The sequence below is a fragment of the Capnocytophaga cynodegmi genome, from assembly GCF_002302475.1.
Taxonomy (GTDB): domain Bacteria; phylum Bacteroidota; class Bacteroidia; order Flavobacteriales; family Flavobacteriaceae; genus Capnocytophaga; species Capnocytophaga cynodegmi.
The window spans coordinates 1,068,415-1,083,807 of sequence record NZ_CP022378.1; the positions used below are offsets into that span (position 1 = coordinate 1,068,415).

Genomic DNA, 15,393 nt, shown 5'->3' on the forward strand with positions numbered 1-15,393 from the left:
TAATTTTTTTTTGAAAGAACAAAATTATTATTCTTTTAAATTTCTGATAATTAAATTTTATGCGGAAAATAAAAAAACTCAAGACTGGTTTGGTTCCCAGCCCTGAGTTTTTATTTTAGTAAACATCATCTTGACTATCTGAATAGTGTGAAGTTTCCTATGAATTCACGTCCATCAGTATCTCCATTGAGTTTAACTAAGTACCAATAATCTCCCGTAGGCAAATCACGTGTATTGTATTTTCCGTCCCAAGATTCTTCCTGACGTAATGTTGCTATCAGCCTACCATATCTGTCGTAAATTAGGACTTCAATATTTGGATAACTTCTCGTGTTTTCAGGTTTCCAACGGTCGTTATTTCCATCGTTATTTGGTGTGAAATAATTTGGTATGTAGATATCAAAGAATTCTTTTTCGATGGTTATAGTTTGTGAGCAGCCTAAATCATCAATTACCATTACTGTAACTTGTTTGATGATACGTCCGTTTGCATCTACACGTCCTGGGTCACTTGATGAAATGTAATACTCATCACTGCTACTCATTTTTCCGTTAAAGTAATACGTGTATGGAGCTTTTCCTCCGTTTGCTTGTACTTTGACCTGATTCATTTTTCTTGGATCAGATTTGTCTTGCAACGTTAATGGTGAAAAATCTTCTACATCGAAGTACTCACTTAACGGAATTGTATAACTACAAGTGTTATAGAAAATAGTTATAAACTGGTCACTTCCTGATGGTAAGTTTCGAATAATTGCTACGCTTCCGTTAAACTCTGTAAATCGTCTTGCATCTGCAATATTTGTGCTATTCAAAGCATAGAACGTATTGCTTTGATTCAAAATTGCATTATCAAAGATAACTTGAAGATAGTTTGAAGGTATACTCGTTGTACACTCGTATTTAACCTCAAGTTTGTTTGTAGGTTTAAGGTTTGGAGCAGCTCCTACTGTGATGGTTTCAGTTTTTGTACAAACACCACCCAAATCAACGTAAGTAAGTACGTAATTACCAGGAGCCAATCCTGTTTTGGTAATAACTTGACCTGCAGTTATTCCGTTTGCAACGTCAACCTGTTGTCCTTGCGGATTTGTTAGTATATAACTGTACGTTGGTTTACCACCTTTTATCTCAAAACGTATTTGACCATCATTATCTCCATAACAAGTTTCAGAAACGGTACTTGCATCTATGTAGAGAGGATCTGGATTAACAAATCTAAATCTCTCTGTAACAACACAACCAAGAACATTATCTCTCACCATCACTGTATAACTTCCTGCTGGTAAAGAAGTGAATTTCTGAGTTGCCACATCAAAGTTTCCTGCCTGAGGTGTAATCGTATAGGTGTAACTTGATGAACCGCCTGTTACTTGCATAGTTATAGTCGCATCATCTGCTCCACTACAAGTTATTTCTGTGGTGCTTGTTACAACCGATAGTGGTACGTAATTAGGCATCGTTACTGAAACCTCTCCGTTACATCCATTAGGGTGAGAAACCGTAATTGTATGTACTCCTGCCGGAACATTATCAAAGATATTACTTCTTTGTTGTGTTCCTCCATCTAATGTGTAAGTTACTTGAGTTGCATACGTAGGATTTACCGAAACAACGATACGATTATTAATCACATTATCATTTGAACATTGTGGCGTTGCTTCTGCTTTTAGTTGCAAGTCAATTCCTGCTTCAATTTTCGGGATTATTACGTAAGCCTTACATCCATTAGCATCTTTTACAAAGATTGTATGGTTTTCTCCTGCTGGTAAGTTATCGTAGAACAACTTGCCTTGCACCCAATTTGCTGTATCAGAATTTTCATTGAATGCAGTATAGTATGGAGGCGTTCCTCCTGTGATGATTATTGTTGCAGTTCCATCACGGCTACCTAAGCAAGTTTCGTGCGTTACTGACACTAACTTCACATCTATCTTACTTGCTGGAGCTATTATAAACTCCTGTTCAAGTGTACAACCATTTTCATCTTGTGCTATAACTACATATGTTCCTGGTTTGAACTTCTGACTTCTGATGTACTCAGCTGTTACCACTCGGTCTAATCGTGGAGAAATCGCATATGTTATCGCTCCCGTTCCGCCTGCGGCTTGAACATCAATAGTACCATCTTCTTCTCCAAAGCAAGTTTCATTCGTACTTGTTGCAGTTGTGAATACCAATGCAGGTGCTTCATTAATAACTATAGGAACCGCTGTTGTGAATTCACAATCTAAACTTGTTACTTTAACATTGTATGTTCCTTTCGCTAAACCTCCAAAGATACCATCTGTATTTTTGATTTGTGGTGTAAATGACGCACCTGTAGCATCTAATAACTCATAGTTATAATTACCTAAACCTCCGTAAGCCTCTGCTTTAATTGTAGCGGAACTATCACCATTACATTTCACATAAGCTAAAGATGTATCAATATTCAATCCTAATGGTTGAACACGATGTATCTCAATTGTATTTGAAGGTCCTGACTTACAACCATTGCCATCTACCGCTGTGAAAACATATGTTCCTGGTTTAGCCAAGTAAACTCCTGCTGTACCAGACGGTGTGATACTTCCTACAGATGATGGGTCGACAGTAAACACATAACCTGTTCCTGAGCCTCCTGTTCCTATCAAGGTAATTTCCGCATCTTGTTTACAAGTTATATTTCTGGAAATAATTGCTTCTACCTTAACTGGAGCTGGTTCAGTTATCGTAATGAAATCTGAATCCTTATCACAATTCCAACCATCAACTACCCTTACAGCATATTCTCCTGCTCCTAATCCTGTGAATGTAGGGCTATCTTGAGCTCCTGATTCAACAACTCCAGACGCAGTTCTTGTCAATAAGATGTATTTATAGTTACCACTTCCTGCATTTGCTGGTGTAACTGTTGCCGTAATACTTGCCGATTTATCTCCAAAGCAGGTCAATCGTGTTACGTTTGGAACCGCAGTTACATTTATCGGTGTAGGTGCTACAATATTAATATCTGCTGATATTTCACAACCTCCTTTATCTTTTGCCCAAACTTTGTAATTACCTGCGTCTAAATTAGCAAATGTTGATGTAGTAGCATACGCCCCATAAGTTGGGTGAGCTGCTCCATTTTTCTCCAAACGATATTGGTAATCGCCCCAACCTCCTTTGGCTTCAACTACTAACACTGCATCATTACCATTACAAGTAAGTGGATTTGCAAGGGTTGATGTTACTACCAACGCTGTTGGATTTGCTATTTGCACAATTGGCGATGTAATTTCACAGAAAGGTGTCGCATTCTGTTTGATTTTCACCACATAATCTCCCGCTGGTAATCCTGTGATAGTAGTTACCACTGGTACTCCAAACACTGGTGAATTAACAGTTCCGTTTTTAGCTGGGGTTAAAGGTGTTAATGTTATAGCATTAAGTACCTCCCAAGTGAAGCTTCCTATGTAATCCACCGTTTCGAGCTTAATCTCTGCATCTGCATTTCCTGAACAAGAAATTTGTTTTCCAAGTGTTGCAGATACTTTCATCTGGTCGTACGCATTCACAATATGCGTTACAATAGTATAACATCCTGTTTGTGTATCAATTACCTTGAACTCATATTGTCCTGGGGCTGATAAATTGAAGATCGCTTCAGATGTTCCTGCTGGTAACGTATGGCTTGTTGGGTTAATCGTTGCACCTGCCACAGATGTTGTTCCTTCAATTCGATAACCTGTAGCACCTGCTCCTGTTATCTTAATTTTCACCTCTTCAGGATTTGCACAAGTAAGTGCCTTCTTATCAATTGCCACATTAGTTATTTTTGGCAACGGATTTAAAACAACTGGTGCGGTCGCATCACATCCATTAGCATCTTTTACTGTGATTGTGATGTTTTGGATAGCACCCGTATCAGCAATACTGAATTCTCCTGTGGTATTATCAAAATTAACTCCATCAATGCTATAACGATATGGAGCTGTTCCTCCATTAACTGTGGCTTTTATAACAGCTTGTTGAGGCACGTTCGATGTAGCATCACAAGCAAACTCAGTGGTTACAGCTGCTGTAAGAGTTAGTAACGCTGGTTCTGTAATGGTTATCGTTTCCGTTTGGACACAACCTCTCGCTGATGAAACCACCACCACGTAAGCTCCTTGTTTCAAATCTTTGAAAGTATGCGATGATGGCGTAACTTTCACAGTTTCTTGTTTTGTAACGAAACCTGCCACAGTACTTGTTACCTCAATCCTGTAATCCAATTGTGTTTGTGTGTTATCCAAACTTATCACAAACGAACCATCTGTTCCTCCGTTACAACTCACATTCGTTTGCGTATGTGTAAATGCAACCGGAATAGTAGCTGTAAGCTCAAATCTAGCATCCACTGTCGGACAACCTGTTGCATTATCAGTAATTCTCACGTTGTAAGTTCCTACTTCATTCAAGTTAGTAAATACAGGGTTATTATTTTGTGATACAGACGTACCTGATGGAGCCGTTACCACATAGGTAATATTTCCTGAATTTCCTCCTTGATGTTTTATTGTAACATTTGCTCCTGTGTGAGGATTAGCATCACACGTAATTTCTTTATCTATAGTTACGTTCGGGTTTGTAATAGGCTCATAAAGTGTTACTGGCGTATTTGTAACAGCATTACAATTCCAAGTATCTGTAACTCTAACGGTATAATCTCCTGCCGACAAATTAGCAAATGTAGCAGAATTTGTTGCGTCTCCTGGAACAGGAGCTCCCAAATTTACTCCATTTCTTATCAATTGGAAGCTGTAATTTTTACCTTCACCTCCCGAAGCAGTTACTTTAATAACTCCTGAACCTGCCACACAATTCTGTGTTTCGACACTAAGTACAGGTACTATAGGTGTAGGATTTGATAACACAATATTTGGTATCTTATACTCACAACCTTGTTTATCTGTAATTGTCACCTCGTATGTATTTGCAGATAAGTTAGCAAACACAGGATTCGTAGTTTGCCCTACTGAATTTGGATCAGGAGTGATGCTATATTTGTAATCGCCCCAGCCTCCTGTTACGTTTATTACTTCAATAACACCATCATTTCCTGTACAAGTAATTTGCTTTGATGTATGATTTGCTGTTAAGGCAACATCTGGTTCGGTAATAGTGAACACATATTCCTTAGAACACTCTGGATGTGCAGCTTGTGTTACGCGTAATGTATGTGTTCCTGCTCCAATATTCGCTGTTATAGTTCCTGAACCCATTCTATTACCTGTTACAGAAGGTGTACCTAACACCACCCAGTTGTACTGACCTGTGTATGTGGCATCGTGAATATTAAATACAGCACTTCCTGATTCACCTTTACATCTTGCAGGTGTAATTGTTGGCTCGTCAATGACAAACGTTTTTGGATCTCTTATAGTGTGGACCACTGAAAGCATACAGCCTGTTTCTTTATGACGCACCCAGAAGGTATATGTTCCCGCTGCAAGATTTGTAAATGTCCTTGATGGTTGCCAAATGGTTGTAGCATCAGGAGTTGTAGCACTTTGTGCATATTCAAATTTTAACGTATTATTCTCAACCGATGTTACTAAAACATCAATCGTTTCACCTACTTTACAAGAGATATTCTGAGTTATGTTGATTGAAATACCTGTCAATGCATCAAACTTATTGATGGTAGCTGTTGGCGTAACTGTTGTACAGCCATTTGCATCTCTAACCTCAACAGTGACTATTCCTCCGTTGTAATCATTTGTTATCAATTCTGTTCCGTTCACTCTTGTTCCATTATAAATGATAGTGAAGCTGTACGGAGGCGTTCCTCCTGTCACTTTAGACGGGTCAATAGTAACTTTTGCACTATTAGGATTGTTTCCTGATGTACAAGCAAACTGGTCTACTTTTATGAAATCTGCTGCTACATTTATTGGTGTTGGTTGTGCTACTGTTACTGTGGTTTCTGTATGACAGCCATTTGTAGAAGTAGCTCTAACAACATACGTTACACCTCCTGCAAGATTTTCAAATCCTTTGATTGTTGGATTATAAACTGAAGCTGTTGCCCCTCCTGAAAGTGTGTATGTAACTGTTGGTGCTCCTGTAGCAATTTCATTAATTAAGATTTTTCCGTCAGAAACTCCGTTACAAGTCGCAGAAACTGTACTTGCTGTAAAGGCTGGATACACTGGGGCAGCAACTGTTACAGTGAATGTTAGTGGCGGACAAGTAGCTGCACTTGCATCTTTATCCCATAGCTTAATGATATAAGTTCCTGCTGCCGAAACTGTGTAATTATACGTTGCTGTAGGCAAATCTTGTCGTGAAACATTACCCGCACCAGTGACTTCATACTGGTATGTTCCTGAACCCTCACTAGCATTGATTTCAATCTCAGCATTTTGTCCACAACCTAATAATTTAGTTTGTTTTACCTCTCCTTTAATTTTAGTAAGCAAAGTAACTTCTCGACTTTCAGACTCACAACCTGTAACTCTGTCAATAAGTCTTACTTTATACTGCTGACCACCTACAAGGTTTGTAAATTTAGGGTCTTTTTGCCAAGCACTCCAAGCACCTGTACCTTGCTGTATAGCAAACTCGTAATTTCTACCTACTACAGGCGTATATTCTGCTGTTATAGACAATGGTTCTTCACAACTATCAGGTTTTGCTGTAACTACAGGAGCAGATTTTTCAACAGGCATCGTTACCTCTCCTAAATCTTTTCTACAACCGTGCTGATCAATCATTGTTACCCTTACAGTAATTGATGGTGCTGTTGTACTAACATTTGCTACAGGTACTTCAACAACAGTATTATTTGTTGTAATTGGTCTTGTAAAGGCAACACTTGTAAGCTCAAAGGTATAAGTGCCTCCTCCTCCGTGTGGATTTTTGATTTCGATAAGCCCTGGCAAAGCACAAGTGACGTCACGTTTTACCTCTGGAGTTCCTTGCAAGTCTGCCTGTTTGTACATTTGTACATCAAGACTTGCCCATACACAACCTGTATCAGGGTTTTTCTCGGTAATCTCCATATAGTATGTGCCTATTGGCAAGTTTGGAACATTGAGCGATACCGAATTACCTGCTGTAGGCATAGTCTCTCCTACACCAAAAGTAATAGTAGTTGTGCCACTTTTTACAACCCAATCAAACTGCGTTGCAGTTGTGGTTGATGTAGCTGTTCTGCTAATAACAAAGTCAATAGAACCTGTATTGGCATCAAAACAAATTGGTTTTACATTACCAACCACTTTTACTGGTGGAATATAGCCCTCATAAATGTTGTGTTCATTTTGCTGTATACATCCTCGACTATCTTTTACATAGAATACATAACTTCTTCCTGGTGTAAGACCTGTAAACTCATATTTATTTGGTTGCCCAGTTACATTTGATGATTGCCAATTTGGAGATGGTCCTGCAGGGTCATCCATAGTAAATGTGTACGGTTCCACCCCTCCAGAGGCTGTTACTTCAACAGTAAATCCTCCTGGTGTACAGCTTCCTGCAAACTTCGTTTTCAAATCGGTTGCCACTGCTAACTCACTTAGTGGATATGGTACTGTATATTGTGGCAGTGCTTGTAAACAAATAATATTGTTGGCTGTATTAATAACACGCAATGAAGGTGTAAAGCTCTCTCCCACTTTTTTACCCGTAATGGTTGTAACTACATTAGTAATTTGTGTCCAATTCGTTCCATCTGTACTATACTCAATTTTGTAACCTAATGCTGTATAAGCATCAATTAAGGCTTGAGCTATTGTTAAATCTAACTCAACTGGCATTCCTGCTGTGATACAACCAGTAGTTTTCAACGTTATTGTTGCTGTCAATGCTGGTTTTTCAGTTAGTGTAACTGTTTTAGTATGAACACAACTGTATCTGTCTGTAACCTCTACAATGTATGTACCCACAGCCACATCTGAAAATTCATATGATGTGTTGATATAATTTTGTACTGCAGGTACTACTGGCACTGTAGGCGTTGTTTGGTTGTACAAGTTCAACGTATATGGAGCATCCCCCACAATATTGGTAAGCTCAATACTTCCTTTATAGCCGTGGCAATTAGGTTGTTTCGCCGTTGCTGTAAAGCCTACCTCTGGAGCCTGTCCAATAGTTACTGTTTTGGAATACACACATTCCGCTGATTTTACGTACACGTCATAAGTTCCTGCAACAACTATGCTTTGGCTATATGGACTTGCACTTGAAGTATAAGTAGGAACTGTTCCAGCTTGAACCACTGCAAATTCATATGTTCCACTACCTCCTGTGGCTGTAACTTCTATTCTTCCGTTGTTACAATTTTTAGGAGTTTCTTTAGTGGTGACTATCAACGCTGGGTGTATCTGTACGTTTTGTGTAGCTTGACACCCAAAAGCATCTTCTACACGAATGATATGTCCTGCACCTGCTGAGGAAGGCAATCCTGTAAATGTATATGTCAAAGGAGTTGCTGCAGAAGGCGTTTGCCAAGCTCCGTTGTTGATACTGAAGCGATAATCTCCGTTTCCGTCAGTAACAGTCACTACAATCTCAGCGTCATTATTGCCTGAGTAACAAGCCGTAGCTGTCGCTGTGAAAGCTATTCTTTTTGGTGCATCAACATTTATTCTTACATCTTTCTCACAACCATTTTTATCTATTACCTTAAATGTTTGTGAACCAACTGATACTTGTGTAAATACATTTGTATTTTGAGGAGGTAATGAACCATAAACATACGTGTAAGGTGCTGTACCACCGCTCACTTCTAAACTAACGGTTGCTTTCTCTCCATTGCTACATTTTGCAGGTATGGTGATTGTTGGTGTAACTACCAAAGCATCAGGTTGAGTTATTGTTTCTGTAAAGGTTAGCGAACAAGTATCAAGATTTAAGGTAATGGTATGAACTCCGACAGCTAAATTTGCTGGAGTTTGCAATGTAGCTGAATTTCCGTTCTGTGTAGCTCCACCATCAATAGTGTATGTGTAACCAGCTCCAAAATTTTCCACATTTAAGGTAATTTGACCATCACCTACTCCATTACAAGTTGCTGGTTTAACATTAATTACATTAGCTCTAAATTCTTTACCAGGTTCAACAACCACTGTAGTTGTCATTGTGTAACCACAATCCTCAGCTCCTTGAACAGGATTTTTCTCCTTATATTGAATTGTTATTTGATGTGTTCCTACAGCAATATTATTAAACACTCCTGTTTGATTGCTTTCTGTACCAAGTGTGTATGTATAATCATACGTATTTGGTGTAGCAGTTATGGTGAAGTTTCCTGTACCATCACAATTGTATGTAATAGATGGGGTAGCATTTACCGTTGGTGGGGTAGGTCTCTGTGGAACTACAATCGTTTGTTGTACTTGACATCCGTTGGCATCTGTTACAATAATGTTGTGAGTACCAACCCCCAACTTAATGGTTCTTGCACCAGTACGATAATTAGTTCCTCCTTGATTATCATTATAGAAAGGAGTTCCTCCTGTTACGGTGTATTCAACCTCTGCCTTATCTTCAACTGGATTGCAACTTATCAACTTTTTAATAGTATGACTAATCGTTAACGGAGCATCTGGCTGAATAATATTTACTTTTTCAGCAACCTCACAGTTTTTAGCATCGCGAACAACAATGGTGTACTCACCAGCAGCCAAATTATTAAACTCATTTTGTGTTCCCCTATCTACTGCATTAACAAAATATCTGTAAGGAGGTGTTCCACCTGTAGTGGTTATAACTATAGAACCTGTATTCTCTCCGTGACATTTTACATCTACTTTAGTAAATGTTATCTTAGGATTTTCTGGTGCTATTAATTCTTTTTGAACAAAAGCATAACAGTTTTTGCTATCTTTGACCTCAATAGTATAAATTCCTGCCTCTTCTGTTTCAAATACAATTTCTGTACCTATTACAGCTGTCTCTGCTACTACTATATCGGTACCTTTTTTAACTGTGTACCTGTAAGGCGGGTAACCCCCTGCAACTGAAGCTTTTATTCTTCCTTTGTTTGCTGGAGCTACATCACAAGTAATCTCTTTTTCAACTGTAGCATTATTTATCTTAAGTTCTGGCTCAATAGTCTCATTCAATGTACCCTCACAACCATATTTATCAACAACCTTGATAGTATACGCGCCTGGTTGCAAGTTTGCAAAAGAGTATGTCGCATCATTCGTAGTTGCTCTTACTGTGCCATTGATTGAATATGTAAACGGAGGTGTACCTGAAGTTACTACTACGTCTATTCTTGCTGGAGTAGACCCCTTCACGCAGTATTCTGATGTATTAGCAGCTGTCACTGTAAGCGTTGGTGCCTGAACCACGTTAAATGTTACAGCTACAGAACAATTATTCGCATCTGTTACTGTAAGTTCGTGAGCTCCTACCTGATTTAGCACAAATTCAGGAGAATTTTGTGTAAGAATAACTCCATCTGGTTGTTTTACTTGATACTTCAAAGCTCCAATTCCGCCTGTAGCTGAAATGTTTACACTTACTGAAGCAGGACTACAGCCTAATGTTAAATCTGGTATAGGTTGTACTTGTATTTGTGAAGGATTATTAACTGTGAAAGTACGAGACACCTCACAATGAGTAGTATTCTCTCCATAACGGAAAATAACATTATGAGTTCCTCCAGAAATATTATTCCAAACAAATGGATTAACTGTTTCTTTTACGAAAGCACCTCCATCTTTAGATACCCAATACCCAGAGGCATCTGTATTCTTAAGTGTAATTTGATATGTTCCATTGTTTGCATCATTACAAAGGATATCCATTACTCTCTCAGTATTTTCTATTACACCAAATTCTTTACCTGACTCAATGATTACAGTTAATTCTTCATCAAAAGAGCAAATTCTTGGTAATTGGTAAAGGTAAATGTCATCAATAACCACATCGTTACCATTAGTTTCCAAATTTCCTGAACGAATTACAGCGTACAATTTAGTACTAGTTCCTTGATAATTAAGAGAAAGAGAATACTTTCTCCAATCATTCGGACTGGTACTTTTTGGAGGTGAACCTATATGTTGACTAATAACTGGATTTCTCAATAAGATATCCGCCTCACTAGTATAAAGTTCTATCGTTAAATCAGGATCATACGCATTAGGATTTGATCCTCTTGCATTAATAAGGTTGAAAGCTGCTATTGAAAATTGAATAGGTTGATTAGGCATTACATCATTCATTTCTCGCTGGTAAAGAATACCTCCTTCTGTTCCTAAAACATCACCAACATTGACAAACAACATTCTACCCTTTGGATGTCCTGTATGGTCATTAGGACGATGCCAAGCACCTATATTAGGATCTAATCGGTCTGTAACAATATACTCACCATCATTCATATTCAAGTCTTGATGATATCCGAAAGCTTCTGGATACCCTAGCCCATTGAGAATTCGCAACGTTCCTCCAACTTCTTGAAAATCTGAGGCATATTTTCCTCCATCAAAGTTTCTGTCTCTAGTCTGAGGCTCAAAGAAGTATTTTCCGTTGATATAAGGAGTTTTGAATTTACCTGCTCCTATCCCAAAATCTTCAGTAAATAACTCGTGACGAATTGGTGTGGATGGATCAGCGTATTTGACTTTAATTTTGTAGGTGCCTGGTCGCAAATTTGGAAAAGTTGAAGTAGTCGTAGTAACTCCTCCTATCTCGTATGTATAGGAGTACGTTCCCTGATTACTACTGATACTTATGTTTCCTGTACCATCACAATTGTAGGTTACATTGTGTGTGAATACGGGATTCACAGGTCTTGGGTCTACCACAACTTGTGTTCTGAATTCACAATCCACCTCATCACGTACAACAATGGTATATGTACCTGGCAACAACCATTTTTCTTTTTCAGTTCCCCAAGTAACACCTCCATCAAAGCTATACTGGTAATTACCAGTACCCCCCCTAACGTTGGTTATACGAACTCGAGCTTTATCTACATTATCCCCCGTACCACAACCTATTAATTCAGAAACACCTGCAGAGGCAATTACTCTTCCGGTAGCAGCAGGAGGCAATGTTATTGTACGTGAAACAGTGCAATCAACTGAACCATTACCATAAATTAATGTTGGTGTATAAGTTTCCTCAGGTGTTAAACCGACAAATTTTGTCCCTAATTGGCTTGTAAGTCCTCCATCAATACTATATTTTATTTGATAGTTTTCAGGATTTGTTACGTTCGTAAATTCGATAGTTCCTTTAGCACCACAATCAGTCAATTTATCTACAATGGTAAATGTAGGCGGCGTGGCAGCTCTTACAGCCTCTGATGTAACCTCTACTTCACAGTTATTAGCATCTAATACTTTTATTGTATAAGTTCCTGGATTGGATACAACAAACTCGTAAAATGCTCCTGTGTAGTTATAAACGTAGGTGTTACCACCATCAATGCTATAAGCGTAACTTCTACCAGGAGTACCATCCCAAGCATCAACACGTACAATTCCCTCACCATTACACATCAAATGACTTTTAACTGTCACTCTGGCTTGTAATGGAGGTATTTTCCCAATTCGCTTAGTTTCTTCAAGTTTACAATCAGGAGTTTTTACTTCAATATGGTATTCTCCATCATCTAAACCATCAAATGTAACATCTGAAACGTCTGTTGCAGGGAGTGTTTTCACAACAGCCCCAGAAGCATTGCCTTTTCTGATTGTATATGTATATTGAGGGTATGCATCTATTACCTGAACTCGTAACGTACCTTTGGTATTTTCACAAGCCAAAGGAGTTGTATCTACAGAAAGTTTTGGTGTCTTTTGTACAATAGAGGCTGGTGCTTCGAATATACAAGGCTGGTATGTAGCACCAGAAACCAATTTTTGTCGTATCAATACAGTGTACGAATCAGGAGATGTAATATTATCAAACGTATTACTATTTTGATAGTTACGAACAATAGTTCCATTACTGCCTCGCAATGCATACTCATATCCATTGGCTGGATGTGTTACAATAATTTTCGCTTGAGTATCACAAATAATATCCCTTACCTGCAAAGTAGGAGTAAGCAATGTTTTTGTTACTTTAAAATAAAAAACTGCAACACAACCTCCATCATAAGTAATTTCTACACGATAATCCCCTGGATCTGAAACATTATAATTTCTACCTGTATGTACTTGCGACCACGAACATCCATAGTTATCTCTAACGGGACATTCCACAGGATGTGTTATTGGCACTGTACAATTTTCATTTCTTTTTTCCCATTTGTAACTCAAAGCCTCAGTAACGTTCAAAGTTAAAAGTTTTGAAGCGGATGTTCCACAAAGGTATATCTGAGGATAATCTGTATTGTCATTTCCACATTTGAAAACCTCTGAAGCAAACGGATTAATAGGATTCGTTTTGAGTGCATTGTCGTGAAGCTCCACAGTAATTTCTTCAACCATATCAGCACAACCTGCTTTTTTCTTAAGTACACGATATGTACCTGATGAAGTTACTGTTAGTTTTTGATTATTTCCTCCGATAGGAGCCCCATCTTTTGTCCAAGTGTAAGTGTCGAAATTAGCTCCTGCTACTAAATCAAGAGTTTTCTCACAAAGGGTTCGTTTGGTTTTACTTACACAGGTCCCTAAATTTGCAATGAAATTAGAAGGTCCTTGCAGATTTCCTTCACAATCCTTGTGCGAGGCGACACTTTCTGCCGTAAATCCATCTTTGGAATTATTTTGAACTCCAAAATATTTGGCGTGAACAATATTTGATATTTCGTTAGAACAAGCATCACGTAAATCATCACAATGTGGTGGCACTTGTACCTCGAAACTTATTTTATGCCAATCTTTTTGTCCTTTTTTAATTATGCTTGAAGGAACTTTAAATTTTATTTCGTGTGTTGCTGCATTATATTCATAGTCTGTTGGTTGTGTAGCTGATGATTTCCAAGATAATTTCACTGATGACGCTACATTGTTATAAAGCAAATTCTTAGGAAGTTTATCTGTAATTACTAAATCTTTAGCATCGTCATTTCCAGAATTTCGGAATTGTATTTCATAACGTAGTTTGTCACCTAATTCTACCATTCCTCCTGTAACATCGGAATTGGAAGTGACCTTGAACACTCTCTTTTCTAAATCAATTACTGGAGCGATTACCTCAACATTGAACGCCATCATAAAAGGATAGTAGGCATCATTTGCTGTTGAAGGTGATATTGTTGCAGAAGAAGAGTTATTTCTAATAAGAGAATTTCTTGGATTAGGTACTTGTAAAATTCCAGCATCAAATCCTAACAAATTCGTACTCGCTGGACGGCGATCCAAATTTGCACCATTAACATCAGTTATTTGACTATTAAAGAAGTTTGCTCCCCTTGAGCTTCTCCTACCTGGTGCATCTATCAAAACTCCAGCTGGACTTGAAGGACTTTTAATTCTCAGAGCATCACCCTGTATGCCTAATTCTCCCTCCAACGCTGCAAAAGCAAATTTCGCATTCACATTTCCTGAAGGTATAGTCTGAAAACCTGTTATGGGAATATCTATATCAGGGTTGCCATTATTCAAAACAGAAAAACCATCAAACAAAGTGATATGTCTACTTGATAAGGTTTGGTCTTCATAAATAACGATAAGAGTCCAACCTGCTGCATAACCAACTCCAGTATCTTCTTTTCCTTTTGGAGCCATTATATTAGCTACCATATACTCTCCATCAAAAGCACCGTTTCTGTTATTAGCCTCTATCTGTAAATACTGAGTTACATCTGCCACATAAACATACCCACGTTGATGAGAGCTACTATCAGTCCAATTATTAGAACTTAATGTATGTCCCCCATTATAGACTTCTATTCCTGTTAAATCAACATAAGGTCTACTAGGTGTTTTGAACTTCACTTGACCAAATTTACTTTTCTCCAATCTTGGATTTCTCTGAGTATTTATCAAGCCATTAGTATAAGTAGACGCCCAATATAGGTAAGCTTTTTTCACCTTCAAACAAGATGTACGTGGATTAGGACTTTTAATACTTGCTGCACTTGAATTAAATGTACTTGGGTCATTATCAATATTGATATAATCCAAGTTTATATAAGCATTATGCCCGTGGTTACCTCTGTAAGGTAAATTCGGATTAGTATGTCCATACCCACGGTCACTAACATTTAAAATAGAGTTACCTATTAGTAACATATCCCCTTTCACCGTCTCTTGATAGCGATGTGGTACAAAAGGAATGTGATTTTGAGCTGATAGTTTCTCTATGTTACACACTGTTAATAGTGCAACGTATAAGATAAAAACTGCCTTTTTCATAAACGTTGATTTATTTTTAGTTTTTGTATCTACTTCCATTTTATTAAAATATAAGTATCTGTGATTATCTTGTTATAGTAAATTCTTCTAAAATAAGTCCTTTGAATGA

Annotated in this window: 1 protein-coding gene; it reads right to left on the bottom strand. The window is 38.0% G+C overall.

Translation table 11 applies throughout. From position 1 onward, the window contains the following. Window positions 1-134: 134 nt before the first annotated feature. Window positions 135-15,323 (bottom strand): T9SS type B sorting domain-containing protein, encoded by a 15,189-nt coding sequence (locus tag CGC48_RS04900; RefSeq protein WP_098028685.1) that lies wholly within the window; start codon window positions 15,321-15,323, stop codon window positions 135-137. Between the last annotated feature and the right edge of the window lie 70 nt (window positions 15,324-15,393).